The following is a 26,670-nucleotide window of genomic DNA, read 5'->3' as shown; positions in this document are numbered from 1 at the left end:
CTTTGCCCAAGCGGCAGCCAGATCCAGCCGGTGATCATCCCCGGCGACGCCGCCTGCCTCGCGGCCTCGGCGCGGCTGGCGGCGGCGGGCTTCGATGTCCGGGCGATCCGCGCGCCCACCGTCCCGAAAGGGGCCGAGCGGCTGAGGCTGTCGCTGACCCTGAACCCGACCGATGCCGAGGTCGAGGCAGCCCTCGACGCCATCGCTACGCTTATGGAGAAACCCGCATGACCGCCTTTGTGGTGACAGGAACCGATACCGGCATCGGCAAGACGGTGTTTTCCGCCGGGCTGACGGCGCGTTTGCGGGCCACCTACTGGAAGCCGGTGCAATCGGGGCTGGAGGAAGAGACCGACAGCCAGATTGTCGCCGCGCTCACCGGCCGCCCGGTGCTGCCCGAGGCATGGCGGCTGGCGCTGCCGGCTTCGCCGCATATCTCGGCCGCGCGCGAGGGTGTCGCGATCGACGCGGAGGCGCTGGACCTGCCGCCGCCGCGGCCCTTGGTGATCGAGGGGGCGGGGGGCGTCATGGTGCCGCTGAACCGCGAGCGGACCTTCCTCGATGTTTTCGCGCGTTGGAAGCTGCCCGTCATCCTCTGCGCGCGGACGGCGCTCGGGACGATCAATCACAGCCTGTTGTCGCTGGCGGCGCTGCGGGCGGCGGGGGTTCCGGTCCACGGCATCGCCTTCATCGGTGAGGCCGAGCCGGAGGTCGAGGAGACCATCACCCATATGGGTCGGGTCCGCCATCTGGGACGCCTGCCCATCCTCGACCGGCTTTCGCCCGAGAGCCTGCGGGACGCCTTCGACGCGGCATTTCCCGCCGATGCCTTCGCGGGGGAATTTGCATGAACTCGCCCATCTGGCATCCGTTCACCCAGCACGCGCTGTTTCCGCAGATGCGTCCCATCACCTCGGCCGAGGGGGCGTGGCTTCTCGATGCCGAGGGGCGGCGGGTCTTTGACGCGATCTCCTCGTGGTGGGTGGTGACGCATGGGCATTGCCATCCCCGCATCGTGGAGGCGATCCGCGATCAGGCCGGGCGCCTCGATCAGGTGATCTTCGCCGGGCACAGCCATGAACCGGCCGAGCGTTTCGCGGCCGGGCTGCTCGACATGCTACCCGAGGGCCTTTCGCGGGTCTTCTTCAGCGACAGCGGCTCCACCTCGGTCGAGGTGGCGCTGAAGATGGCGCTGGGGCATTTCCGCCATCGCGGCAGCCCGCGCCACCGCATCGTCGTCATGCAGGACGGCTATCACGGCGATACCGTCGGCACCATGTCGGCGGGCGAGCGCGGCGGCTTCACCCAACCCTATGAGCCGCTGCTCTTCGCGGTCGACCGCATCCCCTTTCCCGCGCCGGGGGCCGAGCAGGCGACGCTTGACGCACTGGAACGCTTCGCCCGCCAGCCCGAGACCGCGGCGCTGCTGATCGAGCCGATGGTGCTGGGCGCGGGGGGAATGCGGATGTATCCGGCCTGGGTTCTGTCGGAAATGGCCGCGATCTGCGCGCGCCACGGGATGCTGCTGGTCGCGGATGAGGTGATGACGGGCTGGGGCCGCACCGGCCGCTTTCTGGCCTGCGACCATGCGGGTGTCGTGCCCGATATCCTCTGCCTCTCGAAGGGCATCACCGGCGGGCATCTGCCCTTGGCCGTCACCCTCTGCCGCGAGGAGATCTTCCAGTCGCACTGGTCCGAGGATCGGCGAAAGACCTTCTTCCACTCCTCCTCCTACACCGCCAACCCCATCGCCTGCGCGGCGGCGCTGGCCAATCTGGAGATCTGGCGCGACGAACCCGTCGCCCTGCGCATCGACACGGTGGCGCGCGCTCAGGCCGAGGGGGCAGAGCGGCTGGCGCGCCATCCCTCCATCGCCTCGGTCCGCCGGACGGGGACCATCCTTGCCGCCGAGTTGGGCGGCGACGGCCGGGATTACATGGCCGATGCCGGGCCGATGCTCATGCGCCATTTCGCGGATCGCGACCTGCTGATCCGGCCGCTGGGGCGGACGGTCTATCTGCTGCCGCCCTATTGCAGCACCGAGGCCGAACTCCGCGCCTGCCATGACGCCATCATCGAGGCCGCCGATGTCTTCGCATAGGCCGGGCGTGACCATGGCGGGCTTCGGCCATTACCTGCCCGCGCGCCGCGTCGCCAATGCCGAGATCGAGGCCGATATGGGCCTGCCGCCCGGCTGGATCGGCAGCCGCAGCGGGATCGAGGCGCGCCACTATGCCGCCCCCGGTCAGGCGTTGAGCGATCTGGCGATCCCAGCCGGGGCCATGGCGCTCGTGCAGGCGGGATGCGCGCCGGGGGAGGTCGGGCTTCTGCTGCTCGCGACCTCGACCCCGGACCACCTGCTGCCGCCGACCGCGCCGCTTGTCGCCCATCATCTGGGGCTGGGCTGCGGGGCGGTGGACGTGGCAGGGGCCTGCGCGGGGTTTCTTCACGCGCTGATCCTCGGGGCCGGGCATGTCGGGCTGACCGGGCAGGCGGTGCTGGTCATCGCCGCAAATATCCTCTCGCGCCGGATCAACCCGGCGGATGCGGGAACGCGGGCGCTGTTTGCCGATGCGGCGGGGGCGGTGCTGCTGCGGCCGGGCCGTCCGGGGCAGGGGCCGCGCGCCTCGGTCCTGCGCAGCGACGGGGGCCGCTATGACGCCATCCGCATCGCGCGGGGTGGCAGCCGCCTGCCCTTCGCGCCGGGCAGCGACGACGGCCTCGGGATGAGCATGCCGGATGGGCGCGCGGTCTTTTCCCTCGCCGTGGAGGGGATGGCGGATTCGGCCCGAGAGGTCATGGACCGCGCTGGGCTTGCGGCCCCCGGGCTTGGCGCATGGCTGCCGCATCAGGCCAATGCCCGCATCCTCGACAAGGTGGCCGAGCGCGCCGGGTTGCAGCAGGTCCGGCGCATCGGGACGCTGGCCGATCACGGCAATTCCTCGGCCGCGACGATCCCGCTGGCGATGTCATGGCAGGTCGCGCATGGCGGCGGGCTGCCCGAGGGGCCGATGCTGATTCAGGCCTTCGGCGCGGGAACGATCTGGGGCGCGGTGATCTGGGAGGAGTGAGATAGGGGCGCGACCGCGGGTGCCGGGCCAGTGCGTCACCCTCTGCCCGATCCGGGGACATGGATACCCTCCCGACCAGAACGATCAGCCCGGCCTGCCGTAACCCCGCGCGGGGGCTTTGCCGCGCCCGCGCCGTATGACCCGCCGCAAACGGGCCTGCTATCCCGCTAGCTGCATTTCGAATGCCCGCATGAGGGGCAGGTCATGCAGCCCTCGATCATCCGCATTCCGTATTGGCCGCAATTCGGGCAGGCCGGGCCGCGTGGGCGCTCGCCGACCACGATCATCTCGGCCTTGGGATCGGATTTGAGGCCCATCCCCTCGCCCGCGATGAAGCCGGTCGCGACCATGTGGCGTTCGATCACGCCGCCGATTGCGGCAAGGATCGAGGGCACATAGCGTCCCTCCATCCATGCGCCGCCGCGCGGGTCGAAAACCGCCTTCAGCTCCTCGACCACGAAGCTCACGTCGCCGCCGCGCCGGAACACGGCCGAGATCATGCGCGTCAGCGCCACGGTCCAGGCGTAATGCTCCATGTTCTTCGAGTTGATGAAGACCTCGAACGGGCGGCGATGGCCGGCCTGCACGATGTCGTTGATGGTGATGTAGATCGCGTGCTCGCTGCCGGGGAATTTCAGCTTGTAGGTCGCGCCCTCCAGCGCCGCCGGACGGTCCAGCGGCTCGGTCAGATAGACCACGTCCGCGCCGCTATCGGCCTCGGGCGCGGCCTCGGTCGTCTCGCTGACCGACAGGACCGAGCCGGTCACGTCATTCGGGCGATAGGTCGTGCAGCCCTTGCAGCCCTGATCCCATGCGGCAAGGTAGACGTCCTTGAACGCCTCGAAGGAAATATCCTCGGGGCAGTTGATCGTCTTCGAGATCGAGCTGTCGACCCATTCCTGCGCCGCCGCCTGCATGGCGACATGGTCGAGGGGCGCGAGGGTCTGGGCGTTGACGAAATAATCCGGCAAAGGCGCGTCCCCCTTCAGGTCGCGCCACATCTGGACGGCGTAATCGACGACCTCCTCCTCGGTCCGGCTGCCGTCCTTTTGCAGCACCTTGCGGGTATAGGCATAGGCAAAGACCGGCTCGATCCCCGAACTGACATTGCCCGCGTAAAGCGAGATCGTTCCGGTCGGCGCGATCGAGGTCAGAAGCGCGTTGCGGATGCCGTGCCGCGCGACCTCGTCCCTCACATCCGCGTCCATGCGCGACATGAAGCCCGAGGCCAGGAATTTTTCGGCGTCGAACAGCGCAAACGCGCCCTTTTCCTTCGCCAGATCGACCGAGGCCAGATAGGCCGCGCGGGCGATGGCCTTCATCCATACCCGTGTCTGGGCGACCGCCTCGGGCGCGCCATAGCGCAGGCCCAGCATCAGCAGCGCATCGGCAAGGCCGGTGACGCCAAGGCCAAGGCGGCGCTTGGTCCGCGCCTCCTCGGCCTGCTGGGGCAGCGGGAACTTCGAGGCGTCGACGACATTGTCCATCATGCGGATCGCGGTGCGGACCAACTCGTCCAGCGCGCTCGCGTCGATCTTCGCCCCGGGCGTGAAGGGCGCCTCGACCAGCCGGGCGAGGTTGACCGAGCCGAGGAGGCAGGCGCCATAGGGCGGCAAGGGCTGCTCGCCGCAGGGATTGGTCGCCGCGATCGTCTCGGCATATTGCAGGTTGTTCATCCGGTTGATCCGGTCGATGAAGATCACCCCCGGCTCGGCATAGTCATAGGTCGCCCGCATGATCCGGTTCCAGAGGTCGCGGGCGCGGACGGTGTGAAAGACCTTGCCCTCGAATTGCAGATCCCAGCTTGCGTCTTCGCCGACCGCCTCCATGAAGGCGTCCGTCACCAGCACGGAAAGGTTGAACATGCGCAGCCTTGCGCTGTCCTGCTTGGCCTCGATAAAGGCCTCGATATCGGGATGGTCACAGCGCATCGTCGCCATCATCGCGCCGCGCCGGCTGCCCGCCGACATGATCGTGCGGCACATCGCGTCCCAGACATCCATGAAGCTCAAGGGGCCGGAGGCATCGGCGGCGACACCCTTGACCTCGGCCCCCTTGGGCCGGATCGTCGAGAAGTCATAGCCGATGCCGCCGCCCTGCTGCATGGTCAGCGCGGCTTCCTTCAGCATGTCGAAGATGCCGGCCATGCTGTCGGGGATGGTGCCCATGACGAAGCAGTTGAAGAGGGTCACGTCGCGCCCGGTGCCCGCCCCGGCAAGGATGCGGCCGGCGGGCAGGAACTTGAAGCCCTCGAGCGCGGCATAGAACCGATCCTCCCACAGCGCGGGCTCGGCCTCGACCCGGGCGAGGTCGCGGGCGACCCTGCGCCAGCTATCCTCGACCGATTTGTCGAGGGGCTGGCCCTCGGCGTCCCTGAGACGGTATTTCATGTCCCAGATCTGTTCGGCGATGGGGGCGGAGAATGCGGGCATGGCGACTTCCTCGGCGTGACCTCGGCTGAGGACCAAAGATAGTCATCCCCGACCCGTCGAGAAAGCCCTAACGGCCGGTCAGCTCGTCGATCACCTGCAACCACAGCGAGGCGGGCTGCGCGCCGGTCACGACATGGCTGTCGGCGACGACGAATGTGGGGGCCGAGGTGATCCCCCGCTCGCGGGCATGGATCTCACGCGCGAGGATCTGGTCGCGGTCCTCGGGCGTGGCCAGAAGGCGGCGGATCATCTGCCCGTTCATGCCCGCGCCCTCGCCGATCGCGACCAGCACGTCGGGGTTCGAGATGTTCCGGCCCTCGCGCCAATATGCCCGCATCAGGCCGGACATCACCGGGGTCTGCACGCCTTCGAGCCCGGCCCAGTAGAGCAGACGGTGGGCGTTCATCGTGTTCGGCACCCGCTCGATCAGCGAGGGGTTGATCCAGAGGCCAAGGCGCTCGGAGGCCTCCATCACCGGCTTCATCTCCGCGATGATGCCCTTCTCGTCCTTGAACTTCATCTTCATGTAGGCGACGTAATCCATCCCGGCCGCGGGCATCTGCGGGTCCAGCCGGAAGGGTTGCCAGGTGATCAGGAACGGATGGTCGGGCCGGCTTTCCAGCGCGCGGTCAAGCTCGGCCTTGCCGATCAGGCACCAGGGGCAGACCGGATCGGCGAAGATGTCGAGACGGATTTCAGCGGTCATCAGGATTCCTTCCGACGATCTTTACGGGCGGGCCGTCAGGCCGATTCACGCAGGACGCGGGGCACCTTGAACTCGACATTCTCGCGCGCGGTCTCGACCATCTCGACGGTGACGTCATAGCGGGCGCGGAAGGCATCGACGACCTCGTCGACCAGCACCTCGGGGGCGCTGGCGCCTGCGGTCACGCCGACGGCCCGCGCGCCTTCGATCGCGCGCCAGTCGATCTGGTCCGCGCGCATCACCAGTTGCGAATAGGCACAACCCGCCGCACTCCCCACCTCGACCAGACGGCGCGAGTTCGAGCTGTTGGGCGCGCCGATCACGAAAAGCGCGTCGATGCGGCCCGCGATCGCCTTGACCGAGGCCTGCCGGTTGGTCGTCGCATAGCAGATGTCTTCCTTGGCCGGTCCGACGATGGCCGGGAAGCGCGCCTGAAGCGCCGCGACGATGGCGGCCGTGTCATCGACCGACAGCGTGGTCTGGGTGATGAAGGCCAGCCTGCCGGGGTCGCGGGGCAGGATGCCCGCCACGTCCTCGACGGTTTCGACCAGCAGCACCTCGCCCTCGGGCAGTTGGCCCATGGTGCCCAGAACCTCGGGATGGCCGGCATGGCCGATCATCACCATCTGGAGCCCGGCGGCATGGTGGCGCTCGGCCTCGACATGGACCTTGCTGACAAGCGGGCAGGTGGCGTCGACATAGACCATGTCGCGGCGGCGCGCCTCGGCCGGGACGGCCTTGGGGACGCCATGGGCCGAGAAGATCACCGGCCGGTCATCGGGGCACTCATCCAGTTCCTCGACAAAGACCGCGCCCTTGTCGCGCAGGCTGTCGACGACGAACTTGTTGTGCACGATCTCGTGGCGGACATAGACCGGCGCGCCCCATTTCTGCAGCGCCATCTCGACGATCTTGATGGCGCGGTCGACGCCCGCGCAAAAGCCGCGCGGCGCGGCGAGGTAGAGGGTCAGGGGTGGTTTCTGGTCCATGTGCTTCACCTAGCCTTCCGTTCCGCCTGCTGCAAGGTCGCGGGCCGCTCAGGCGCCTTCGAAGGAGGTCAGGGCAAAGACCTCGTGCCCCATGCCCTCAAGCAGCTTTCGCCCGCCCAGTTCGGGCAGGTCGACCACGAAGGCGCAGCCGATCACTTCGGCGCCCAGCCTTTCGCAAAGCGAGATCCCGGCAGCGGCGGTGCCGCCGGTGGCAAGCAGATCGTCCACGATCAGCACCCGCTCGCCCGGTTTCAGCGCGTCATCGTGGATCTCGACCACGGCCTCGCCATATTCCAGCGCATAGGCCTGGCTCAGCACCGCGCCGGGAAGCTTGCCCTTTTTGCGGATCGGCACGAAGCCCACGGTAAGCTGATGCGCGATCGCGCCGCCGAGGATGAAGCCCCGCGCCTCAAGGCCCACGACCTTGTCGATCGCCTCGCCCGCATAGGGGGTCAGCAGCTGGTCCACCGCCATGCGGAAGCCGCGCGCATCGGCGAAAAGCGTGGTGACGTCCCGAAACAGGACGCCCTCACGCGGGAAGTCGACGATGGTGCGGATATAGTCGCGGACGCTGCGCGTATCGCGGCCGCGCCTTTCCCCGGTGCTTTCCATCAGGGACGCTCCATCTCGAAGGTCTCGGAGGTCACGGCGTAATCCTTGTAGCCCAGCCGCGAAAGCCAGCCGTGGCGGCGCAGGTCGAAGCGGCCATCGACCACGCAATCCTCGCGCAGATGGATGCCGGTGACAACGCCCAGCACCATCACGTTATGGGCCCCGGCCAGCCGGATGATCCGCGTCATGCGGCATTCCAGCGCGGCGGCGGCACCCTTGACGCGCGGGCAGTCGATCGTCTCGCATTCGGCGGCCTCGATCCCCGCGGCCTCGAACTCGCTGGTGCCGGCGGGCAGGGCGGCCGAGCTTGCATTGACCTGATCGCGCATCGAGCCATCGGCGATATTGACGCAGAACACGCGGCTTTCGGCGATCTGGGCCACGCTGTCCTTGGTCCCCGGCCGGTCGGGCTTGGCGTTGGTCGAGGCGAACATCACCTGCGGCGGCACATAGGCCGTGAGGTTGAAGAAGGAATAGGGCGCAAGATTGTCGCCCAGCTGACCCCGGGTCGAGATCCAGCCGATGGGGCGGGGCGCGACGATGGCGTTCAGCGGGTTATGGGGCAGGCCATGGCCCGCTTCGGGACGATAGAACATCGGTTGCCCTCGGGTTGGGATTGCCGGGCGCGATCGATCCGGCAGCGCGTGACGGGGAACGGTCTGCCTGCACGGCCGTTTGACGTCAAGCGCCGCGGAACCCTGCGGCGGTGGAAAAACGGGACGTCACCATCCATCCGCGGGCCACTGTCGCAAGATTTTCGCATCCTGCCCGCATCCGATGTTTTCGAGACGGAACATGCGTGATAACGGGCGCGCGGCGCGACATACGCCGGACCCGCCACCACCGGGAGACTCAATGTACGAACTCACCCCCGAAACCCCCGAGGACACGCCCGAGGTCGAGGCGCTGATGGACCTGTGCTTCGCGCCGGGGCGAACGGCGCTTTCCTCCTACCGCCTGCGCGAAGGGGTGCCCGCGGTCGCGGCGCTCTGCCTTCTGCTGCGCGACGGCTCGGGGGTGCTTCTGGGCGCGATCCGCTATTGGCCGGTCGAGGTCGGGGGCCAGCCCACATTGCTGCTGGGTCCGGTTGCCGTCCATCCGACCACGCAGGGCGAGGGGCTGGGCGGGCTGCTGATGCGGGAAAGCCTTGCCCGCGCCTCGGCGCTGGGCTGGTCGCGGGTGATGCTGGTGGGCGATCTGCCCTATTACAGCCGCTTCGGATTCTCGAAGCTCGAAGGGGTCGAGATGCCGCCGCCGACCAACCCGGACCGCGTCCTCGGCCTCGAACTGGTCGAGGATGGCTGGCGCGGGATCGCCGGTCCCGTCACCCGCGATCCGGGCCGTGGCGCCGGGGATCCGGGCGAAAGCCCGCGCGACGAAGATGCCGCGCGGGAGAGGGGCGGGCTTGCCCCCGCCGGGGGCTAGTCCGCGCTATAGTCGAAGGCACCCGGATGATTGGCGAGGCTGCCGGTCAGCGCCGCATAAAGGATGGTGCGCCCATCGATCGATTCCGGGCCGCCGCCGATATTCAGCCAGTGCAGCGTCTCTTCCTCGCCATTCTCGGATGTATCCGAAACGACGCCATACATCTTGCCTGCTTCGGCCGAATAGATCACCGCGATCCGGTGGGCGGCGCAATCATGCTGCTTGCAGCCATACATGACTTGCCAGGGCTTGCCGTCAAAGCTTGCCGTCGCGGTCGGGGTCGTTACGATCGGCTGCTCCAGCCAATCCGGCATCTCGGTTTCGCCGGCCATCGCCTTGAAGGCCGCAGCCAGTTCGGCATTCTTGCCCAGATCGGCAAGCGTCGGCGCATCTTCGGCGAATGCCGGGGCAAGGCCCAGCACCAACATGGCAAGGCCGGCGATCCCGGTAGGCGTTCTGGCAAGCATCTTTTCGTTCCCTCTTCCTCGTTTCCCGCTCTCCGCTCACATTAGGGACAGCAGCCGATGGAAAGGGAACCCTTCAGTCCCTATCTGGTTTCGGCAGTGACGCGCGAAAATCGCGCAAAAGGAAAGGCCAGGTATCCCGAGGATGACCGAACAGAGCGCAATTCCCGCCCGTCAGGCAGTCCTGCCCCCGATTGCCGACCCGACCGTGCATACCGAGATCGACCGCCTCGCCCGCCGCTATCTGAAGGCAGGCGGCGTCGCAATGGAGGTGATGAACGCCGTCGGTGGCAAGGCCGAGGCGCTGATGGACCGGCTGCCCGGCCCGGTGCGCAACCGCATGGACCGGATCACGCTGAGCGTGCTGAACCGCTCCTTCGATGCGGCCTCGCATTCGCGGGGCGTGCTGGCGGATCGCGGCGACTGGTTCAACCGGCTGCTCTCGACGACCTCCGGGGCGGTCGGCGGCTTTGCCGGCATCGCCGGGGCGACGCTGGAACTGCCGGTGACGATCACGCTGCTGCTGCGGGCAATCATGGATATCGCCGCCGAACATGGCTTCGACCCCGACAGCGACCTTGCGCGACGCGAGGCGCTGCATGTCTTTGCCAGCGCCGGCCCGCTCGCCGATGACGAGGGCGCGGATCTGGGGCTCGTTGCCGCGCGAATGACGATCACCGGGCAGACCATCCAGGGCATGATCGCCAAGGTCGCGCCAAAGCTTTCCGCCTCATTGGCGCAGAAGCTCGCCGCCCAGACCGTGCCGATCCTTGGCGCGGTGGCGGGGGCCGCGATCAACTACAACTTCACCCGCTATTATCAGGAGGTGGCGCGGGTCCAGTTCGGGCTCTTGCGCCTCTCCGAGGAAACCGGCCTGCCGCGCGAGGCGCTCGTCGAGGCGCTGCTGCTCAGGATGGAGCAGGTCCGCCCCGGCTCGGCGGCGAAGACCATCCGCCGCCGCGAGGCGCATTAGTCCTCGGTTTCGGCGGTCAGCGCCAGAACCGGGGCCGGCTCCTCCAGATGGTCGATGCCAAGGGGGGCGCTCGGTCGCGCAAGGCGCGAGCGGACGATCCAGAACAGCCGTTCCTGCGCGCGGGTGATCGCCACATAGGTCAGCCGCTTCCAGAGCGGGATGCCCGCCTCGGTCCGGTTCGACCACGCGGCGGCGTTGATGTCCGGGGCGAAGACCTGAACATCTGGCCATTGGCTGCCCTGCGCCTTGTGGATCGTCACCGCCGCGCCGTGCAGGAAGGTCGCGCCCATCCGCGCGGCATAGGGGATGAACGGCTCCTCGACATCGGGCATCTCGATCTTGACGATCGAGGCGGCCGAAAGGCGCGGATCCTCGGCACCAACGACATGCAGGCGCGAGAAGCCGGGCTTCCTGCCGGGGCCAAGATAGATGACCTGCGCCCCCTTGATCAGCCCGCGCGCCTCGAGGTCGATGCGCTTCTTGCGATGCTTCAGCGGCAGTTCCAGCCCGTCGCAGATCAAGGGCTCGCCCGGCAGAAGCGAATCCCCCGGCGCGCCATAGGCCGAGCGGAAGGCCTGGATCAGCTTGATCCTCGTGACATTGCGCCAGACCAGCACCGGGCTGCGGGCCATCAGGTCGCTCTCGACCCGCTCGGCCCAGACGACGCGATCGTCGCGGCGCGCAGCATCCTGCACCATCCGTTCGAAAGCGGGAAAGTCGAGATCCGGGTCCGAGAGCGCATGGGCGAGGTCGAGGATCGGGCTGTCCCCGGTCTGGCGATGGATGCGCGACAGTTCCAGCCGCTGCGATTTCGCCAGCCGGTCAAAGACCATCTCACCCGATTGCCCGACCGGGGCAAGCTGGGCCGGATCGCCGAAGAGGATGAGGACCGGGAAGATCTCGCGCAGGTCGTCGAACTGGCGCTCGTCGAGCATCGAGGCCTCGTCGATCAGGCCGATGTCGAGCCCTTCCTCGCGCCGCTTCCAGCCGCGGATGAAATCCGACCCGCGCAATCCCGCCGCGGCCAGCGCGCCGGGGATCGAGGCATGCTGCTGGTAGAAGGCCTTGGCGCGGTCCAGCGCGGCATCGGTCAGCCCATCGATCACACCCTCGACCACCGGACGCTCGCCCGCGCCGGTCAGCCAGTCGGCGATACGCTCGTATTCCGGGTCATAGACCGGGGTATAGAGGATGCGGTGGATCGTGGTCGCCGGCACGCCGCGCATCCTGAGGACGAAGGCGGCCTTGTTCGTCGGCGCGAGGATCGCGGCGGTCCGCCGATCCTTGCGCTTCCGGCCTTCGTAATCGCCCGAGATGATGTCGACACCTGCTTCCTTCAGGGCCTTGGTCAGTTCGGCCAGCAGCAGCGTCTTGCCCGATCCGGCCTTGCCGATCACCGCCATCACCCGGCCCTTGCCCGGCGTCGCTGGCGAGATCTCCTCGGAGACGAGGTCGATCCCGGCCTCCTCCAGCAGGGCGGCAAGGGCATCCCAGGCTTCGGCCTGGTCGGGGGAAAGGGTGGGCAGGGTCATGCTGCCTTGTTAGCCATGCCGCGCCTGCCCGGAAAGCCCGTTCGTCGCGTGAGCCGTTTTTTGGGTATTTAAGAAACGGTGAGTTCCAGGGACCCGCCTCGGATTTCACCGTTTTCCAAATACCCCTGCGAGGCTTCTGCGGGGCGCAATGCCTTGCTCTTCAGGCACGCTCGTCCTTGGGCGAGCCCATGACGACATGGGTAGTGATGGTCGAGATTTGCGGGAAGGCACCCAGCACCTCGGTATGAAAGCGGCGATAGGCCTCGAGGTCGCGGACCTCGACGCGGAGCAGATATTCGATCGAGCCGGTAATGTTGTGGCATTCCCGGACTTGCGGCGCGGCGAGGCAGGCGCGCTCGAAGGCGATCTGCGCCTCGTTCGAGTGGCGCGAGAGCCCGACCGTCACATAGGCCGTGAAGCCGGCCTCGCGCGCCGAGGGATGGATGACCGCGCGATAGCCGGTGATCGCGCCCCGGCGTTCCAGTTCCTGCACGCGGCGCAGGCAGGCCGAGGGGGAGAGCCCGATCTCGGCCGCGAGCTGTTGATTCGGGATACGGCCATTGCGCGCGAGTATCTGCAATATTTTGGCGGAAACCCGATCATTTTCCGGCGTCAGTTGTGACATTCTGCCTCACAAGGTCATAAAAATCAGAAATTGCGGTCAACTTCGAATATTTTTGCGGAAATAACAGCCCGGTATTTCCCCTAATGTCTCAACACGTCCTGCTTGCATTGGTTGCATTCGCCTTCGTCACCTCGATCACACCCGGCCCGAACAATCTGATGCTGATGGCATCGGGCGCCAATTTCGGCATGCGCAGGACCGTGCCACACCTTCTGGGTGTGGCCTTCGGTTTCGGAGGCATGGTGGCGGTCCTGGGTCTTGGCATCGACCGGATCATCGCCGCCTCTCCAGCCCTTGCGCAAGGCTTGAAGTGGATCAGTCTCGCCTATGTGCTCTGGCTCGCCTGGAAAATCGCCCATGCCGCCCCGCCGGACGCGCGGAAATCGGCCGTGGATGCCCGGCCGATGGGATTTCTGGCCGCCTGCGCCTTTCAATGGATCAATCCCAAGGCGTGGATGATGGGGCTGGGGGCGCTTTCGGCCTATGCGGCGGGGAGCGGCGGAGCGTTCGGCGTGGCGCTGATCTTTACGCTGGTGAACCTGCCCTCGGTCGCAGTCTGGGCCGCGATGGGACAGGGGCTGCGCGGCTTCCTGCAGGAGCCGCGGCGGCTGCGGTTCTTCAACTGGACGATGGCGTCGCTGCTGGTCCTGTCGGTGCTGCCGGTTCTCAGCCCGCATTGAGGGCGATGAGCCCGGCGACGCCCAGCACGATCAGCGCCATGCCGGCAAGCTGGCGCGGGCTGGCCCCCTCGCGCAGGACACGGCGCGAGACGAGCTGCGCCATCCCCACCTCGATCAGCGCCAGCGTGCGGACATTGGCCGCCGCCGTCATCGAAAAGCCCAGAAACCAGAAAAGCGAGGCGAAGGCGCCAAGAAAACCGGCCCGGATCGAGCCACGCCAGTTCCGCGCGATGCCGCCAAGCGCCGCGCGATCCGCGAGTCCGAGCCAGACCAGCATCACCGCCGTCTGCATGGCGAGGCTGAGGAGCAGCACCGTTGCCGAGCGGGTGACATAGCCGCCCTCGGGCAGGGCAAGGATCCCGCCGCGAAAGCCGATGGCGGAAAGGCCGAAAAGCCCGCCGGCGAGGATGCCCGTCACCACGGCGCGCCAGCCTCCGCTGCGCCAATCCGTCCCCGACATCAGGATCACCCCCAGCGTCGCGGTGGCGATGGCGGCCATCCGCGCCGGTCCCAGCGGCTCGGCCAGCACGATGGCGCCGATGAGGGCAAGGCTGACCGGCTCGGTCTTGATCAGCGCGGTGGTGACGCCGAAGCCGCGGCTTTTCATGATCACCAGCATCAGCGCGGTCGCTGCGATCTGGCTGAGCGCACCCATCAGAACCCAGAGGATCACCGCCATGCCGGGGCGGGGGATCGGCGCATGAAGCGACCAGAGCAGCAAGAACAGCGCCGCGAAGGGCAGTCCGAATAGGAAGCGCACCGCCGTCGCGCCCATGGTGCCGATCTCGACCGTCAGGCCGCGCTGCGCGGCGTTGCGCGCGGTCTGCGCAGCCGCGGCGATCAGCGTGGCAAGGATCCACATGGCCTAGCCGCGGATCGCGGCGATCATCCGCGCCACATTCTCGGGGTCGGCGTCGGGGGTGATGCCGTGGCCGAGGTTGAAGATATGCGGCCCTTGCGAGAAGGCGCGCACGATCCGCCGCGTCTCCTCCTCCAGCGCCGCGCCGCCGCTGACCAGCAAGGCGGGGTTGAGGTTGCCCTGAACGCAGCCGTCCTTCTGCACCTCGGCCGCCGCCCAGTCGGTGCTGACCGAGTTGTCGAGCGCGACGCAATCCGCGCCGGTCGCGCGGGCGAACCCGGCATAGCGCGGCCCGGCCTCGCGCGGGAAGGCGATGATGGGGACATGCGGATAGCGGGCCTTCAGCGCGGCGATGATGCGCCGTGCAGGCTCCAGCGCGAAGTCGTCGAAATCCCGGCCCTTGAGCGATCCGGCCCAGCTGTCGAAGAGCTTCACCACCTCGGCCCCGGCCTCGATCTGGGCGGAGAGATAGGCGATCGTCGCCTCGGTCACGCGGTCGATCAGCAGCGAGAAGGCGGCGCGGTCGGCATCCTTGAAGGCATGGGCCGGCCCCTGATCGGGCGTGCCGCGTCCGGCGACCATATAGGTCGCGACCGTCCAGGGTGCGCCGGCAAAGCCGATCAGCGTCGTCTGGGCCGGCAGTTCGCGCGACAGGATGCGGACCGTCTCGTAGACCGGGTTCAGCGTCTCGTGGATCGCCTCGACGGGTTTCAGCGCCGCGACCTCCTCGGGCCGGGTCACGGTGGAAAGGCGCGGCCCCTCGCCGGTCACGAACCACAGGTCGAGGCCAAGCGCCTGCGGGATCAGCAGGATGTCGGCAAAAAGGATCGCGGCATCGAAGCCATAGCGGCGGATCGGCTGCAGCGTCACCTCGGCCGCAAGGTCGGGCGTGTAGCAGAGCGATAGGAAATCGCCCGCCTGCGACCGGGTCGCGCGATATTCGGGCAGGTAGCGGCCAGCTTGTCGCATCATCCAGACCGGCGGCACGGGCAGTCGCTCGCCCGCAAGGGCGCGCAGGATCGTCTTCTGGGTCATGTTCACCTCGCAGGGGCCTTCATGGCGTGCTGGTCCCCGTTGTCAAGTGCGCGGCCGGGCGCTAAGCCCTTTCCCATGACCAAAATGCCCGATCCCCAGACCCCCCTTCGCATCGGAACCCGCGGCTCGGCGCTGGCGCTGGCGCAGGCGCATGAAACCCGCGACCGGCTGATGGCCGCGCATGGCTTGCCGCAGGACGCGTTCGAGATCGTGGTGATCAAGACCACCGGTGACCGCGTGCTTGACCGTCCCCTGAAGGAGATCGGCGGCAAGGGCCTGTTCACGCGCGAGATCGAGGATGCCCTGACCGAGGGCGGGATCGACATCGCCGTGCATTCGATGAAGGACATGCCGACGATCCAGCCGGATGGGTTGCTGATCGACTGCTACCTCCCGCGGGAGGATGTGCGCGACGCCTTCGTCTCGCCCCGCTATGGCTCGATCAGTGATCTGCCCGAAGGGGCGGTGGTCGGGTCTTCGAGCCTGCGCAGGCGCGCCCAGCTTGCCGCGCGGCGGCCGGACCTGAAGCTGGTCGAGTTTCGGGGAAACGTCCAGACGCGCCTGAAAAAGCTTGAGGATGGCGTGGCGGACGCGACCTTCCTTGCCATGGCGGGGCTGTCGCGCCTTGGCATGATCCATGTCGCGCAAGGCCCCGTCGCCCCCGAGGAGATGCTGCCCGCCGTGGCGCAGGGCTGCATCGGGGTCGAGCGTCGGGCGGATGACGCGCGCGTGGCGGCCCTGCTGGCCCCGATCGGCGACGCGCCCTCGGCGCTCCGGGTCGCGGCGGAGCGGGCCTTCCTTGCCCGGCTCGACGGATCCTGCGAGACGCCGATTGCCGGCCTTGCCGTGATCGAGGGCGACAGCCTGTGGCTCAGGGGTGAGATCCTGCAACCCGATGGCGGCGCGATCATCTTTGGCGAGCGTCGCGGCCCTGCGGCCGATGGTCGCGCCATGGGGACCGATCTGGCCGAGGAACTGCTGTCCCGCGCGCCCGCGGGTTTCTTCGACTGGCGCTAGGCCAGCAGCAAGGCGATCCCGATGAGGACGCCAGCGCTGACCACCGACTGGCGATAGATGCCGAGGCCCCTTGAGAGGTCCGCCGCATCGGGGTCGCGCGCGCCCGCGTTGAGCCACGGCTCCGGCGTCTCGACCCCGTGATAGCTGCGCGGGCCAGAGAGCCTGACCCCCAGCGCGCCGGCCATCGCGGCCTCGGGCCAGCCGGCATTGGGCGAGCGGTGCTGGCCCGCGTCGCGCCACATCACCCGCAAGGCGCGTCCCGAACCCGCGGCCAGCACGAAAAGCAGCCCCGTCAGCCGCGACGCGGGCAGGTTCACGAGGTCATCGAGCCGCGCGGCGACCCTGCCGAAGAGCTCGTGTCGCGGGCTGCGATGGCCGATCATCGAATCGAGCGTGTTGATTGCCTTATAGGCCGCGATCCCCGGCAGTCCCGCCACCGCCGCCCAGAGAAGGGGCGCGATCACCCCGTCCGAACTGTTCTCGGCCAAGCTCTCCAGCGCGGCGCGCGCGATTGGGGCGGCATCGTCCTCGGGTAGGTCACGGCCGACGATCATCGACACTGCCTGCCGTGCCGCCGCGATGTCGCCGGAGGCGAGCGGGCGGGCCACCGCCGCGACATGGGCATCGAGCGACCTTGCCGCGACCAGCGGCCAGGCGAGGGCGCCAAGGATGAATGGCCCGGCCGCAAGCGGCATCAGCAGCCACGCGAGTAGAAGCGCCGGCAGCACCGCCGCCGCGACCACGACGACCACCGCCAGCGCCCCGCGCGCGATCCTGTGGCGGCCCCGGTTCCAGCGCCGGTCGAGGGCCTCGATCAGCCGGCCGATCCAGACCACCGGATGCGAGATGCGGCGATAGAGCGCATCGGGCCAGCCCATCGCCACGTCGATCAGCAGCGCGACCAGCGCCACAGTCAGCGTATCGGTCGAGAGGATCACGGCGCGACCCGGTTCACGGCCTCGACCGCCCAGCCGCCTGAACTGCGCGACAGGATGGTCAGCGAGAGCGGCGCGACGCTGAAGGACAGCGCCGCCGGACCCACCGCGAGGGCCAGCGCCGCGCGCACCGTTCCGGCATGGGCGACGATCGCGACCGTCCCCGACGCCTCGGCCAGCACTCGCTGCACCCGCCCGGCCATGTCGAGGAAACTCTCGCCGCCGGGCGGCCGATGGACGGCCAGCGCCTCGGGCGGCAATGGCCCAAGGTCGGAAATGCCCGTCTGTTCCCAGTCGCCGAAATCCTGCTCCCACAGCTCGGGGACGATCTCGGGGCGAAGGTCCATCGCCGCGCAGGTCTGCCGGCAGCGCAGGGCCGGGCTGGACCACAGCCGGTCGGCGACAAGCTGCTGCCCAAGCCAGCCAAGCGACCGGGTGTCTGAGCAATCGGCCGCCACGTCGCGCCGCCCGGCCAGTCCGGGGCTGGCAAGCGGCGCATGGCGCGCGATCAGCAGGCGGGCTTGGGTCTCCATGCGCTCCCCTTAGGCTTCGGGCGGGCATGGATCGCGCGCGCGGCCCCGCCTGTCAACACCGCTTCCCGCTTGCCCGACTCGGGTCCGCGCGACAGCATCGCGACTGCATGGGGCTTGACGCGAGAGGCAGGCCCGCCGCATAAGCGAATTAAATGAACAACTGTTCAATAACCGGTAGGAGGAGCCGATGTTCACCGCAGGGATGGAGTTCGATCTGGGCGAGGACGTGAACGCCCTGCGCGAGATGGTGCATCGCTGGGCGCAGGAGCGGGTGAAGCCCATTGCCGCCGAGGTCGACCGCTCGAACGCCTTCCCGAACGAGCTTTGGCGCGAGATGGGAGAGCTTGGCCTGCTGGGCGTCACCGTCCCCGAGGAATGGGGCGGGGCGGGCATGGGCTATCTCGCCCATGTCATCGCGACCGAGGAGATCGCGCGGGCCTCGGCCTCGGTGAGCCTCTCCTATGGCGCGCATTCGAACCTTTGCGTGAACCAGATCAAGCTGAACGGCACCGATGCGCAGCGGGCGAAATACCTGCCGAAGCTCTGCTCGGGCGAGCATGTCGGCGCACTCGCCATGTCCGAGGAAGGGGCGGGCAGCGACGTCGTGTCGATGAAGCTGCGCGCCGAGAAGCGGAATGACCGCTATGTCCTCAACGGCAACAAATACTGGATCACCAACGCACCCGACGCCGACACGCTGGTCGTCTATGCCAAGACCGACCCCGAGGCCGGCAGCCGCGGCATCACCGCCTTCATCGTCGAACGCGGCATGGCGGGTTTCACGACCTCGCCGCATTTCGACAAGCTGGGGATGCGCGGCTCGAACACCGGAGAGCTGATCTTCGAGAATTGCGAGATCCCGTTCGAGAATGTGCTGGGATCCGAGGGCAGGGGCGTGCGCGTGCTGATGTCCGGCCTCGATTACGAGCGGCTGGTGCTGTCGGGCATCGGCACCGGCATCATGGCGGCCTGCCTTGACGAGGTGATGCCCTATGTCCGTGACCGGCGGCAATTCGGCCAGCCGATCGGATCGTTCCAGCTGATGCAGGGCAAGATCGCCGACATGTATGTCGCGCTGAACACCTCCCGCGCCTATGTCTACGAGGTCGCGCGCGCCTGCGACGCGGGCAAGGTCACGCGGCAGGACGCGGCGGGGGCGGTGCTTTATGCCTCGGAACAGGCGATGGTGCAGGCGCATCAGGCCGTGCAGGCGCTGGGCGGGGCAGGGTTCCTGAACGACAGCGTGGTCAGCCGTCTTTTCCGCGACGCCAAGCTCATGGAGATCGGCGCGGGAACGTCCGAGATCCGCCGGATGTTGATCGGACGTCAACTGATGGAGATTGCCTGATGCGTGCCCTTGCCCTTGCCTTCCTGCTTGCCACCCCGGCACTGGCCGGCGAACCCGCCTATGACCCGCAGATCCTGACCGCCTGCCTCGACCGGACGGCGGGCGATACCGGCAATGCGCGGGTCTGTATCGGCGAGGCCTCGACCGCCTGCATGACGACCCCCGGCGGCGATACGACGGTCGGCATGGGGAATTGCCTTTCCGCCGAGACGCGCGACTGGGACGCGATGCTCAACCGCGAATATGCCCGCGTGCTGAAGGCGGCCGAGGCGGCGGATGCCGAGCTTGCCGAACTCGGCTCGGCCGCCAAGCCTGCCGCCCCGGTGCTGAAGCAGGCGCAGCGTGACTGGATCGCCTTTCGCGATTCCAGTTGCGAATATGAGGCCGTGCGCTTTCAGGGCGGCACGGCGGGTGGCCCCGCCGCCGCCAACTGCCTGCTGCAGCTGACCGGAGAGCAGGCGCTCCGCCTGCGCGACATGGGGCAAGATGGCGAGGGCGAGGAATGATCCGCGCCACGCTCGCGCTTCTCGTCCTCGCGATTCCGGTCCATGCGGGCGATGCCTCGGGCTTTGATCCCGCCACGATCGACACCTGCCTGAAAGGCGCCGAGACGCAGGGCGCGCGCGCCGATTGCGCCGGGACGGGGATGGAGGCCTGCCTGACCTATGCGCAGCAGAAATATTCGGGCGACGACCCCGATTTTCCGATGCTGAACTGCCTCGACGCCTCGCATCAGGCATGGGAGGCGAAGCTGACCGGGATCTATACCGAGGCACTCAAGCGCCGCCCCGAAGCCCCGCTCCGCGCGGCGGAACGAAGATGGATCAGCTTCCGCGATGCGCTCTGCGCGCTGTCAGAGGGTGACAGGGTCGCCAAGGCGCGCTGCATCCGTGACGAAACCGCGCGGCAGGCCGCGCTTCTCATCTCGCTCGAGGACTAGGCTATGAAGCTTGCGACCCGCACTCTTCCGACCTCGGCTGGTTTTCTTTCGAACCGCGCGGTGCATCTCGCGATGCTCGGGACCATCCGGGAGGCTGCGCTTGCGGCTGCGGCGGGTGGCGGGCCGAAGGCGACCGAGCGCCATATCTCGCGCGGCAAGATGCCCCCGCGCGAGCGGGTGGCGAACCTGCTCGACCCCGGCTCTCCCTTTCTCGAGATCGGGGCGGTGGCGGCGCATGGCATGTATGACGGTGCGGCGCCCGCCGCGGGCGTCATCGCCGGGATCGGCCGGGTCCACGGGCAGGAGGTGATGGTCGTTGCCAATGACGCGACGGTCAAGGGCGGCACCTATTACCCGATGACGGTCAAGAAGCATCTCCGCGCGCAGGAGATCGCCGAGGAATGCCATCTGCCCTGCATCTATCTGGTCGACAGCGGCGGCGCGAACCTGCCCAATCAGGACGAGGTCTTTCCCGATCGCGACCATTTCGGCCGGATCTTCTACAATCAGGCGCGCATGTCGGCCAAGGGCATCGCCCAGATCGCCGTGGTCATGGGCAGCTGCACGGCAGGCGGGGCCTATGTGCCCGCCATGTCCGACGTGACGATCATCGTCAGGAACCAGGGCACCATCTTCCTCGCCGGCCCGCCGCTGGTCAGGGCCGCGACGGGCGAGGTCGTCTCGGCCGAGGATCTGGGCGGCGGCGATGTCCATACCCGCCTGTCCGGCGTGGCGGATTACCTGGCCGAGGATGACGCCCATGCCCTGGCCCTTGCCCGCCGCGCCGTTGCCGGCCTGAACCGCAGCCGGCCCGGGACGGTCGACTGGCAATCCCCCGAACCCCCGGCCCATGACCCCGAGGAGATCCTCGGCATCGTCCCCGCCGACCTGAAGACCCCCTATGACATCCGCGAGGTCATCGCCCGCGTGGTCGACGGCTCGCGCTTTGACGAGTTCAAGGCCCGCTTCGGCGAAACGCTGGTCACCGGCTTCGCCCATCTCGAAGGCTGCCCGATCGGCATCATCGCCAATAACGGGGTGATCTTCTCGGAGGCGGCGCAGAAGGGCGCGCATTTCATCGAGCTTTGCTCGACGCGGAACATCCCGCTGGTCTTCCTGCAGAACGTCACCGGCTTCATGGTCGGCCGCAAATATGAGAATGAGGGCATCGCCCGCCACGGCGCCAAGATGGTCACGGCGGTCGCCACCACCAATGTCCCGAAGATCACCATGCTGGTCGGCGGCAGCTTCGGCGCCGGCAATTACGGCATGTCGGGACGCGCCTACAGCCCGCGCTTCCTCTGGAGCTGGCCGAATTCCCGCATCTCGGTCATGGGGGGCGAGCAGGCGGCAGGGGTGCTCGCCACCGTCCGGCGCGACGGGATCGAGCGCGCGGGCGGCACCTGGTCCGCCGGGGAAGAGGCCGAGTTCAAGCGCCCGACGATCGAGATGTTCGACCGCCAGTCCCATCCGCTCTACGCCTCGGCCCGGCTCTGGGATGACGGCATCGTCGATCCGCGCAAGACGCGCGAGGTTCTGGCCTTGTCCCTCCGCGCCAGCCTCAACGCGCCGATCGCGCCGACGCGCTTCGGCATCTTCCGGATGTAGCCCATGGCCAGGGTTCCGCAGATCACCCTCTGGCAAGGCGATATCACCACGCTCGCGGTCGATGCGATCGTGAACGCGGCGAACCGGACGCTGCTCGGGGGCGGCGGCGTCGATGGCGCGATCCACCGCGCGGCGGGACCGGGCCTCCTCGCCGAATGCCGCGGCCTTGGCGGCTGCCCGACGGGCGAGGCGCGGATCACCGCGGGCTATAACCTTCCCGCGCGCCATGTGATCCACACCGTCGGCCCGGTCTGGCAGGGCGGCGGGCAGGACGAGGACCAACTCCTTGCCGCCTGCTACGCGAACTCGCTGGCGCTTGCCCGCAGCCACGGCCTCGCGACCATCGCCTTCCCGGCGATCTCGACCGGCATCTACGGCTTCCCCGCCGACCGTGCCGCCCGCATCGCGATCGCTGCCATCCGCGCCCATGCCGGCGATCTCAAGGTAACGCTCGTCGCCTTCGATGCCGCCGCGCGCGCCACGCTGCAAACCGCGCTGGACGAGGCGCCCCGATGATCTCACCGTTTCCGAAATACCCCGCGGGGGTCCGGGGGCGCGAAGCCCCCGGCGCCACCCCGCCACGAGGAGCCGCCGCATGTTCCAGAAGATCCTGATCGCCAACCGGGGCGAGATCGCCTGCCGCGTCATCGACACCGCCCGCCGGCTGGGGCTGCGCACGGTCGCGGTCTGGTCGGATGCCGATCGCGGCGCGCGCCATGTCGCGATGGCGGACGAGGCCGTCCATATCGGCGGCCCGGCGCCCCGCGACAGCTATCTGCGCGGCGATGCGATCATCGCGGCGGCCCTCGCGACCGGCGCGCAGGCGATCCATCCGGGCTATGGCTTTCTCTCCGAGAACCCGGATTTCGTGGATCGGGTGACGGCGGCCGGGCTCACCTTCATCGGCCCCTCGGCCGAGGCGATCCGCAAGATGGGCCTCAAGGACGCGGCCAAGGCGCTGATGGCGGGTGCCGGCGTGCCGGTGGTTCCGGGCTATCACGGCGCCAATCAGGATCCCGCCCATCTCGAGGAGCAGGCCGGTCTCATCGGCTATCCGGTGCTGATCAAGGCGGTGGCGGGCGGCGGCGGCAAGGGCATGCGCCTCGTGGAAAACCCGGCCGGTTTCGCCGCCGCGCTCGCCTCGGCGCAGGGCGAGGCCGCGACCGCCTTCGGCAATTCCGCCGTGCTGATCGAGAAATACATCCAGCAACCCCGCCATATCGAGGTTCAGGTCTTCGGCGACGGCACTGATGCGGTCTATCTGTTCGAGCGCGACTGCTCGCTCCAGCGCCGCCACCAGAAGGTGATCGAGGAAGCCCCCGCCCCCGGCATGACCGCCGAGATGCGGGCGGCGATGGGCAAGGCCGCGACCCGCGCCGCCGAGGCGATCGGCTATTCCGGGGCAGGCACCATCGAATTCATCGTCGACGGCTCGGACGGCCTCAGACCCGACCGTTTCTGGTTCATGGAGATGAACACCCGCCTTCAGGTCGAGCATCCCGTGACCGAGGCGATCACCGGCATCGACCTTGTCGAATGGCAATTGCGCGTGGCGAGCGGAGAGCCCTTGCCCGCCCGGCAGGAGGATCTGCGGATCACCGGCCATGCCTTCGAGGCGCGGCTCTATGCCGAGGACGTACCGGCGGGCTTCCTGCCCGCGACCGGCACGCTCGCCCATCTGCGGTTTCCCGACCATGCCCGGATCGAGACCGGCGTGCGTCCCGGCGACACGATCAGCCCGTGGTATGATCCGATGGTCGCCAAGGTCATCACCCATGGCGCGACGCGGGCGATTGCGCTCCGCGCGCTCGAAACCGCGCTTTGCGATACCGAGGTCGCGGGCTCGGTCACCAATGTCGATTTCCTGATCGCCCTGACCCGGCATGAGGGCTTCGGCAGGGGAGAGGTCGATACCGGCCTGATCGCGCGCGACCTCGACCTGCTGGTTGCCGGGGCGGCGCCGGATCCGGGCAGCAAGGCGCTGGCCGCATTCGGCCTTGCCGGGCTCGACCGCGACCAGCCGATGGCGGGCTTCACGCTCTGGCAGCCCTTGCGGCGCACCGTCACCTGGCGGGGCGGCGAGGCGGTGATCGAGGCGCTTGGCCCGCGCGCCGCGCGGGTCACGCTGGACGGCTCCGTGCATGAGATCGGGCATGAGGGCGGGCGCTGGTGGGTCGATGGCCAGCCGCGCCGCTGGCGGATCGTCACCCATGCGGCCGGAACCAGCGTCTTTGGCGGGCGCTCGCTGACGCTCGAACCCCTCGACCCGCTCGACCGCGACAGCGACGAGGCGGGGGGCGGGCTGACGCTGTCGCCGATGCCGGGGCTGGTCAAGGCGGTCTTCGTCGCCGCCGGGCAGGAGGTCGCGGCGGGCGACCGCCTCGCCATTCTCGAGGCGATGAAGATGGAGCATACCCTGACCGCCGGCCGGGCCGGCCGCGTGGCCGAGGTGCTGGCCATGGCCGGCGATCAGGTCGAGGCCGGCGCGCCGCTGATCCGGCTGGAAGAGGAAGAGGCCGTGGATGCCTGACCTGACGCTCTGGCATGTGCCGCTCTCGCGCTCGATGCGGGCGCTGTGGCTGCTTCATGAGATCGGCTGCGCATTCCGGCTGGAAAGCCTCGATTTCTTCGACGGCTCGATGCGGCGCGCGCCCTATTCAGAGATCCATCCGCTGGGCCGGGTGCCGGCGCTGCAGGACGGGGCGGTCACGCTGCACGAATCCGGCGCGATCACCGAATGGCTCTGCGAGACGCGGGCGCCGCATCTGGGCCGGGCGGCGGGCGCGGCCGGACGCGCCGAATGGCTCGACTGGCTGCATTACGGCGAGACGCTGGGCCAGCACCTCGCCAACCTGACCCAGCATCACATCATGCTGCGCGAGGATTGGCAGCGCTCGCCCACGGTGATGAAGCTCGAGGCCGCGCGCCTTGCCCGTGCGCTTGGCGTGGTCGAGGACGCGCTTCGGGACCGCGACTGGCTGCTGGGGGATTTCTCGGGCGCGGATTGCCAGATCGGCTATTCGGTCTGGATCGCCGCGCGCTTCGTCCGCCTGGATCACCGGCCCGCCCTTGCCGCCTATCGCGACCGCTGCGCCGCGCGTCCCGCCTTCCGCGCCGCGCTTCCCGCGCCGGGGACGCGGCTGATCTATGAACGAGACTTCTACGAGGTTCCCGATGCAACCTGTTGAAATATTTGAGATGGGACCGCGCGACGGCCTCCAGAACGAAAAGCGGCCGATCCCGACCGCCGACAAGATCGCGCTGGTCGACCTGCTCTCCCGCGCCGGGTTCCGCCGGATCGAGGTCACGAGCTTCGTCTCGCCCAGATGGGTGCCCCAGCTTGCCGATGCGGCCGAGGTCATGGGCGGTATCACCCGCGCCCCCGGCATCAGCTATGCCGTCCTGACCCCGAACATGAAGGGCTATGAGGGCGCCCGCGCCGCGCGTGCTTCCGAGGTCGCGATCTTCGCCTCGGCCTCGGAAGGCTTCTCGAAGGCGAACCTGAACGCGACCATCGCCGAAAGCCTCGAACGCTTCGCGCCGGTGGCCGAGGCCGCGCAGGCCGACGGCATCCCGGTCCGGGGCTATGTCTCGGTCGTGACCGATTGCCCCTTCGACGGGCCGACGCCGCCCGGGAATGTCGCCCGCGTCGCCGCCGCCTTGCGCGATCTGGGCTGCTATGAGGTCAGCCTGGGCGAGACCATCGGGCAGGGCCGGCCCGAGACGGTCGACGCCATGCTCTCCGCCGTGCTGGAGGAGCTGCCGCCCGAGCGCCTTGCCGGGCATTTCCACGACACGGCAGGCCGGGCGCTGGAGAATATCGACACGAGCCTTGCCCGCGGCTTGCGGGTCTTTGACGCGGCCGTGGGCGGCCTTGGCGGCTGTCCCTATGCGCCCGGCGCCAAAGGCAATGTCGCGACCGAAGCCGTGGCCGCGCATCTGGCGGCGCGGGGTTACGACACCGGCCTTGATCCCGCCGTGATCGCCGAGGCCGCAGAATTCGCCCGCAGCCTGCGGGCAGGAGGAGAGTGATGGAAACCATCCGCATCGAGACCGACCCGCGCGGCGTCGCGACCCTGTGGCTGGCGCGGGCCGACAAGCACAATGCGCTCTCCGCGCCGATGATCCGCGAATTGACCGAGGCGGCGGCGCGGCTGGCAGCGGATCCGGCCGTGCGGGTGGTGGTGCTGGCCGCCGAGGGGAAAAGCTTCTGCGCCGGGGGCGATCTCGGCTGGATGCAGGACCAGATGGCGGCGGATGCCGAAACCCGGCGCGCGGGCGCGCGGGAACTGGCAATGATGCTCAACGCGCTGAACACGCTGCCGAAGCCGCTGGTCGGGCGGGTGCAGGGCAATGCCTTCGGGGGCGGGATCGGCATGATCTCGGTCTGCGACGTGGCGGTCGCGGTCCCCGAGGCCCGCTTTGCCCTGACCGAGACCCGGCTGGGCCTGATCCCCGCGACCATCGGCCCCTATGTCATCGCCCGCATGGGCGAGGCGAAGGCGCGGCGCGTCTTCATGTCGGGCCGGCTCTTCGGCGCCGAGGAGGCGACCCGCCTCGACCTGATCGCGAGCCTCGCCCCGCCGGATGCCCTCGACGCCGCGGTCGAGGCCGAGGTCGCGCCCTATCTCTCCTGCGCCCCCGGCGCGGTCGCCGCGGCCAAGCGCCTGGCCCGCGACCTCGGCCCCCCGATCGATGCCGAGGTGATCGGCAGGACCATCGACGCATTGGTCGAGGTCTGGGAAGGCCCCGAGGCCCCACACGGCATCAGCGCATTCTTCCAAAAGACAAAACCGGATTGGCTTCGTTAGCATTGCGTTCAGTGCATGGCCGCCCTGTGTCGGGGCGATGCTGACAGGCGAAGGGGCGATCTGTTATCGCCATCA

At 68.5% G+C, this 26,670-nt stretch carries 28 protein-coding genes and 1 pseudogene; 17 read left to right on the top strand and 12 right to left on the bottom strand.

The annotated features are described in order from the left end of the window. The 4 genes and pseudogenes from VNQ78_RS01870 to VNQ78_RS01855 all read left to right on the top strand — a co-directional run. Nucleotides 1-231: pseudogene (locus VNQ78_RS01870) on the top strand (8-amino-7-oxononanoate synthase); the annotation flags it as partial. After that, the gene (gene bioD / locus VNQ78_RS01865) at nt 228-851 is read left to right on the top strand and encodes a dethiobiotin synthase (protein WP_325685993.1); all 624 of its coding nucleotides are present in this window, start codon (nt 228-230) and stop codon (nt 849-851) included. The pseudogene VNQ78_RS01870 and the gene bioD, both read left to right, overlap by 4 nt. After that, nucleotides 848-2,101, top strand: coding sequence for an adenosylmethionine--8-amino-7-oxononanoate transaminase (locus VNQ78_RS01860; RefSeq protein ID WP_325685991.1), 1,254 nt, complete (start codon nt 848-850; stop codon nt 2,099-2,101). The genes bioD and VNQ78_RS01860 overlap by 4 nt, the downstream gene beginning before the upstream one ends. Continuing rightward, the gene (locus VNQ78_RS01855; RefSeq protein WP_325685989.1) at nt 2,088-3,071 is read left to right on the top strand and encodes a beta-ketoacyl-ACP synthase 3; all 984 of its coding nucleotides are present in this window, start codon (nt 2,088-2,090) and stop codon (nt 3,069-3,071) included. The genes VNQ78_RS01860 and VNQ78_RS01855 overlap by 14 nt, the downstream gene beginning before the upstream one ends. A 167-nt stretch (nt 3,072-3,238) precedes the next feature. Here VNQ78_RS01855 and VNQ78_RS01850 read toward each other — a convergent pair whose 3' ends face one another. The 5 genes from VNQ78_RS01850 to VNQ78_RS01830 all read right to left on the bottom strand — a co-directional run bounded on the left by VNQ78_RS01850 (nt 3,239) and on the right by VNQ78_RS01830 (nt 8,406). Continuing rightward, nucleotides 3,239-5,503 carry an adenosylcobalamin-dependent ribonucleoside-diphosphate reductase gene (locus VNQ78_RS01850; RefSeq protein WP_325685987.1) on the bottom strand — a complete coding sequence of 755 codons (2,265 nt, stop codon included), beginning with the start codon at nt 5,501-5,503 and terminating at the stop codon, nt 3,239-3,241. 67 nt (nt 5,504-5,570) lie between these two features. Continuing rightward, entirely contained in the window at nt 5,571-6,209 is a 639-nt protein-coding gene (locus VNQ78_RS01845) for a DsbA family oxidoreductase (RefSeq protein ID WP_325685985.1), read from the bottom strand. Between the two features lie 35 nt (nt 6,210-6,244). Continuing rightward, a complete protein-coding gene (gene ispH / locus VNQ78_RS01840; protein ID WP_325685983.1) occupies nt 6,245-7,198 on the bottom strand; it encodes a 4-hydroxy-3-methylbut-2-enyl diphosphate reductase in 954 nt (317 codons plus the stop codon). 48 nt (nt 7,199-7,246) lie between these two features. After that, the gene (locus tag VNQ78_RS01835; RefSeq protein ID WP_325685981.1) at nt 7,247-7,810 is read right to left on the bottom strand and encodes an adenine phosphoribosyltransferase; all 564 of its coding nucleotides are present in this window, start codon (nt 7,808-7,810) and stop codon (nt 7,247-7,249) included. Continuing rightward, nucleotides 7,810-8,406: a flavin reductase family protein gene (locus VNQ78_RS01830; protein ID WP_325685979.1), complete on the bottom strand. Its 597-nt coding sequence runs from the start codon at nt 8,404-8,406 to the stop codon at nt 7,810-7,812. Before VNQ78_RS01830 ends, VNQ78_RS01835 begins: the two co-directional genes overlap by 1 nt. A 259-nt stretch (nt 8,407-8,665) precedes the next feature. Between VNQ78_RS01830 and VNQ78_RS01825 the strand changes: the two genes are divergently transcribed. Beyond that, nucleotides 8,666-9,235 (top strand): N-acetyltransferase, encoded by a 570-nt coding sequence (locus tag VNQ78_RS01825; RefSeq protein WP_325685977.1) that lies wholly within the window; start codon nt 8,666-8,668, stop codon nt 9,233-9,235. Here the strand turns inward: VNQ78_RS01825 and VNQ78_RS01820 are convergent. Beyond that, a complete protein-coding gene (locus tag VNQ78_RS01820) occupies nt 9,232-9,702 on the bottom strand; it encodes an Ivy family c-type lysozyme inhibitor (protein WP_325685975.1) in 471 nt (156 codons plus the stop codon). The genes VNQ78_RS01825 and VNQ78_RS01820 overlap by 4 nt on opposite strands. A 142-nt stretch (nt 9,703-9,844) precedes the next feature. Between VNQ78_RS01820 and VNQ78_RS01815 the strand changes: the two genes are divergently transcribed. After that, nucleotides 9,845-10,672, top strand: a complete 828-nt coding sequence (locus VNQ78_RS01815; RefSeq protein ID WP_325685973.1) for an EcsC family protein — start codon at nt 9,845-9,847, stop codon at nt 10,670-10,672. Here VNQ78_RS01815 and VNQ78_RS01810 read toward each other — a convergent pair. Together VNQ78_RS01810 and VNQ78_RS01805 are read right to left on the bottom strand one after the other, a co-directional pair. After that, nucleotides 10,669-12,204 (bottom strand): ATP-dependent DNA helicase, encoded by a 1,536-nt coding sequence (locus VNQ78_RS01810; protein WP_325685971.1) that lies wholly within the window; start codon nt 12,202-12,204, stop codon nt 10,669-10,671. The genes VNQ78_RS01815 and VNQ78_RS01810 overlap by 4 nt on opposite strands. 160 nt (nt 12,205-12,364) lie before the next feature. Further along, nucleotides 12,365-12,829: an Lrp/AsnC family transcriptional regulator gene (locus VNQ78_RS01805; RefSeq protein WP_325685969.1), complete on the bottom strand. Its 465-nt coding sequence runs from the start codon at nt 12,827-12,829 to the stop codon at nt 12,365-12,367. 83 nt (nt 12,830-12,912) lie between these two features. Here VNQ78_RS01805 and VNQ78_RS01800 point away from each other — a divergent pair, with 83 nt between their 5' ends. Next, nucleotides 12,913-13,509 carry a LysE family translocator gene (locus VNQ78_RS01800; RefSeq protein ID WP_325685967.1) on the top strand — a complete coding sequence of 199 codons (597 nt, stop codon included), beginning with the start codon at nt 12,913-12,915 and terminating at the stop codon, nt 13,507-13,509. Here the strand turns inward: VNQ78_RS01800 and VNQ78_RS01795 are convergent. Together VNQ78_RS01795 and hemE are read right to left on the bottom strand one after the other, a co-directional pair. Continuing rightward, nucleotides 13,496-14,371 carry an EamA family transporter gene (locus VNQ78_RS01795; RefSeq protein WP_325685965.1) on the bottom strand — a complete coding sequence of 292 codons (876 nt, stop codon included), beginning with the start codon at nt 14,369-14,371 and terminating at the stop codon, nt 13,496-13,498. The two genes, VNQ78_RS01800 and VNQ78_RS01795, sit on opposite strands and share 14 nt — an antisense overlap. Nucleotides 14,372-14,374: 3 nt before the next feature. Further along, nucleotides 14,375-15,403, bottom strand: coding sequence for a uroporphyrinogen decarboxylase (gene hemE / locus VNQ78_RS01790; protein WP_325685963.1), 1,029 nt, complete (start codon nt 15,401-15,403; stop codon nt 14,375-14,377). Between the two features lie 75 nt (nt 15,404-15,478). Between hemE and hemC the strand changes: the two genes are divergently transcribed. Next, nucleotides 15,479-16,420: a hydroxymethylbilane synthase gene (gene hemC, locus VNQ78_RS01785; RefSeq protein ID WP_325685961.1), complete on the top strand. Its 942-nt coding sequence runs from the start codon at nt 15,479-15,481 to the stop codon at nt 16,418-16,420. On the opposite strand, the gene cbiB is transcribed toward hemC, so the two are convergent. Then, nucleotides 16,417-17,358: an adenosylcobinamide-phosphate synthase CbiB gene (gene cbiB / locus VNQ78_RS01780; RefSeq protein WP_325685959.1), complete on the bottom strand. Its 942-nt coding sequence runs from the start codon at nt 17,356-17,358 to the stop codon at nt 16,417-16,419. The two genes, hemC and cbiB, sit on opposite strands and share 4 nt — an antisense overlap. Further along, on the bottom strand, nt 17,355-17,888 hold the full coding sequence (locus VNQ78_RS01775; RefSeq protein WP_325685957.1) for a histidine phosphatase family protein: 534 nt from the start codon (nt 17,886-17,888) through the stop codon (nt 17,355-17,357). Before VNQ78_RS01775 ends, cbiB begins: the two co-directional genes overlap by 4 nt. 187 nt (nt 17,889-18,075) lie before the next feature. Here VNQ78_RS01775 and VNQ78_RS01770 point away from each other — a divergent pair, with 187 nt between their 5' ends. The 9 genes from VNQ78_RS01770 to VNQ78_RS01730 all read left to right on the top strand — a co-directional run bounded on the left by VNQ78_RS01770 (nt 18,076) and on the right by VNQ78_RS01730 (nt 26,595). Further along, complete coding sequence (locus tag VNQ78_RS01770; RefSeq protein WP_325685955.1) at nt 18,076-19,236, top strand: isovaleryl-CoA dehydrogenase; 1,161 nt, start codon at nt 18,076-18,078, stop codon at nt 19,234-19,236. Beyond that, on the top strand, nt 19,236-19,742 hold the full coding sequence (locus VNQ78_RS01765) for a lysozyme inhibitor LprI family protein (RefSeq protein ID WP_325685954.1): 507 nt from the start codon (nt 19,236-19,238) through the stop codon (nt 19,740-19,742). The genes VNQ78_RS01770 and VNQ78_RS01765 overlap by 1 nt, the downstream gene beginning before the upstream one ends. Continuing rightward, nucleotides 19,739-20,176: a lysozyme inhibitor LprI family protein gene (locus VNQ78_RS01760; RefSeq protein WP_325685952.1), complete on the top strand. Its 438-nt coding sequence runs from the start codon at nt 19,739-19,741 to the stop codon at nt 20,174-20,176. Before VNQ78_RS01765 ends, VNQ78_RS01760 begins: the two co-directional genes overlap by 4 nt. Nucleotides 20,177-20,179: 3 nt before the next feature. Next, nucleotides 20,180-21,784, top strand: coding sequence for a carboxyl transferase domain-containing protein (locus VNQ78_RS01755; protein WP_325685950.1), 1,605 nt, complete (start codon nt 20,180-20,182; stop codon nt 21,782-21,784). A gap of 3 nt (nt 21,785-21,787) precedes the next feature. Beyond that, entirely contained in the window at nt 21,788-22,300 is a 513-nt protein-coding gene (locus tag VNQ78_RS01750; protein WP_325685948.1) for an O-acetyl-ADP-ribose deacetylase, read from the top strand. A gap of 79 nt (nt 22,301-22,379) precedes the next feature. Continuing rightward, nucleotides 22,380-24,314: a biotin carboxylase N-terminal domain-containing protein gene (locus tag VNQ78_RS01745; RefSeq protein WP_325685946.1), complete on the top strand. Its 1,935-nt coding sequence runs from the start codon at nt 22,380-22,382 to the stop codon at nt 24,312-24,314. After that, on the top strand, nt 24,307-24,972 hold the full coding sequence (locus VNQ78_RS01740; protein WP_325685944.1) for a glutathione S-transferase family protein: 666 nt from the start codon (nt 24,307-24,309) through the stop codon (nt 24,970-24,972). The genes VNQ78_RS01745 and VNQ78_RS01740 overlap by 8 nt, the downstream gene beginning before the upstream one ends. Then, a complete protein-coding gene (locus VNQ78_RS01735) occupies nt 24,959-25,816 on the top strand; it encodes a hydroxymethylglutaryl-CoA lyase (RefSeq protein ID WP_325685942.1) in 858 nt (285 codons plus the stop codon). The genes VNQ78_RS01740 and VNQ78_RS01735 overlap by 14 nt, the downstream gene beginning before the upstream one ends. After that, nucleotides 25,816-26,595: a crotonase/enoyl-CoA hydratase family protein gene (locus tag VNQ78_RS01730; protein WP_414694035.1), complete on the top strand. Its 780-nt coding sequence runs from the start codon at nt 25,816-25,818 to the stop codon at nt 26,593-26,595. The genes VNQ78_RS01735 and VNQ78_RS01730 overlap by 1 nt, the downstream gene beginning before the upstream one ends. The last annotated feature ends 75 nt before the right edge of the window (nt 26,596-26,670 follow it).

Source organism: Paracoccus sp. (in: a-proteobacteria), from assembly GCF_035556475.1.
In the GTDB taxonomy this organism is placed as follows: Bacteria; Pseudomonadota; Alphaproteobacteria; order Rhodobacterales; family Rhodobacteraceae; genus Paracoccus.
This window is presented reverse-complemented; position numbering and strand designations above follow the sequence as displayed.

Excerpts from the sequence above, each read along its gene's own strand:
- VNQ78_RS01860 (WP_325685991.1), top strand. The coding sequence starts at position 848 with ATGAACTCGCCCATCTGGCATCCGTTCACCCAGCACGCGCTGTTTCCG.
- VNQ78_RS01750 (WP_325685948.1), top strand. The coding sequence starts at position 21,788 with ATGGCCAGGGTTCCGCAGATCACCCTCTGGCAAGGCGATATCACCACG.
- VNQ78_RS01765 (WP_325685954.1), top strand. The coding sequence starts at position 19,236 with ATGCGTGCCCTTGCCCTTGCCTTCCTGCTTGCCACCCCGGCACTGGCC.
- VNQ78_RS01795 (WP_325685965.1), bottom strand. The coding sequence starts at position 14,371 with ATGTGGATCCTTGCCACGCTGATCGCCGCGGCTGCGCAGACCGCGCGC.
- VNQ78_RS01735 (WP_325685942.1), top strand. The coding sequence starts at position 24,959 with ATGCAACCTGTTGAAATATTTGAGATGGGACCGCGCGACGGCCTCCAG.
- VNQ78_RS01755 (WP_325685950.1), top strand. The coding sequence starts at position 20,180 with ATGAAGCTTGCGACCCGCACTCTTCCGACCTCGGCTGGTTTTCTTTCG.
- VNQ78_RS01745 (WP_325685946.1), top strand. The coding sequence starts at position 22,380 with ATGTTCCAGAAGATCCTGATCGCCAACCGGGGCGAGATCGCCTGCCGC.
- VNQ78_RS01740 (WP_325685944.1), top strand. The coding sequence starts at position 24,307 with ATGCCTGACCTGACGCTCTGGCATGTGCCGCTCTCGCGCTCGATGCGG.
- VNQ78_RS01730 (WP_414694035.1), top strand. The coding sequence starts at position 25,816 with ATGGAAACCATCCGCATCGAGACCGACCCGCGCGGCGTCGCGACCCTG.
- VNQ78_RS01820 (WP_325685975.1), bottom strand. The coding sequence starts at position 9,702 with ATGCTTGCCAGAACGCCTACCGGGATCGCCGGCCTTGCCATGTTGGTG.
- VNQ78_RS01810 (WP_325685971.1), bottom strand. The coding sequence starts at position 12,204 with ATGACCCTGCCCACCCTTTCCCCCGACCAGGCCGAAGCCTGGGATGCC.
- hemE (WP_325685963.1), bottom strand. The coding sequence starts at position 15,403 with ATGACCCAGAAGACGATCCTGCGCGCCCTTGCGGGCGAGCGACTGCCC.
- VNQ78_RS01850 (WP_325685987.1), bottom strand. The coding sequence starts at position 5,503 with ATGCCCGCATTCTCCGCCCCCATCGCCGAACAGATCTGGGACATGAAA.
- VNQ78_RS01775 (WP_325685957.1), bottom strand. The coding sequence starts at position 17,888 with ATGGAGACCCAAGCCCGCCTGCTGATCGCGCGCCATGCGCCGCTTGCC.
- VNQ78_RS01830 (WP_325685979.1), bottom strand. The coding sequence starts at position 8,406 with ATGTTCTATCGTCCCGAAGCGGGCCATGGCCTGCCCCATAACCCGCTG.
- VNQ78_RS01855 (WP_325685989.1), top strand. The coding sequence starts at position 2,088 with ATGTCTTCGCATAGGCCGGGCGTGACCATGGCGGGCTTCGGCCATTAC.
- VNQ78_RS01835 (WP_325685981.1), bottom strand. The coding sequence starts at position 7,810 with ATGGAAAGCACCGGGGAAAGGCGCGGCCGCGATACGCGCAGCGTCCGC.
- VNQ78_RS01825 (WP_325685977.1), top strand. The coding sequence starts at position 8,666 with ATGTACGAACTCACCCCCGAAACCCCCGAGGACACGCCCGAGGTCGAG.
- VNQ78_RS01800 (WP_325685967.1), top strand. The coding sequence starts at position 12,913 with ATGTCTCAACACGTCCTGCTTGCATTGGTTGCATTCGCCTTCGTCACC.
- hemC (WP_325685961.1), top strand. The coding sequence starts at position 15,479 with ATGACCAAAATGCCCGATCCCCAGACCCCCCTTCGCATCGGAACCCGC.
- VNQ78_RS01815 (WP_325685973.1), top strand. The coding sequence starts at position 9,845 with ATGACCGAACAGAGCGCAATTCCCGCCCGTCAGGCAGTCCTGCCCCCG.
- VNQ78_RS01770 (WP_325685955.1), top strand. The coding sequence starts at position 18,076 with ATGTTCACCGCAGGGATGGAGTTCGATCTGGGCGAGGACGTGAACGCC.
- VNQ78_RS01760 (WP_325685952.1), top strand. The coding sequence starts at position 19,739 with ATGATCCGCGCCACGCTCGCGCTTCTCGTCCTCGCGATTCCGGTCCAT.
- bioD (WP_325685993.1), top strand. The coding sequence starts at position 228 with ATGACCGCCTTTGTGGTGACAGGAACCGATACCGGCATCGGCAAGACG.
- VNQ78_RS01845 (WP_325685985.1), bottom strand. The coding sequence starts at position 6,209 with ATGACCGCTGAAATCCGTCTCGACATCTTCGCCGATCCGGTCTGCCCC.
- VNQ78_RS01805 (WP_325685969.1), bottom strand. The coding sequence starts at position 12,829 with ATGTCACAACTGACGCCGGAAAATGATCGGGTTTCCGCCAAAATATTG.
- ispH (WP_325685983.1), bottom strand. The coding sequence starts at position 7,198 with ATGGACCAGAAACCACCCCTGACCCTCTACCTCGCCGCGCCGCGCGGC.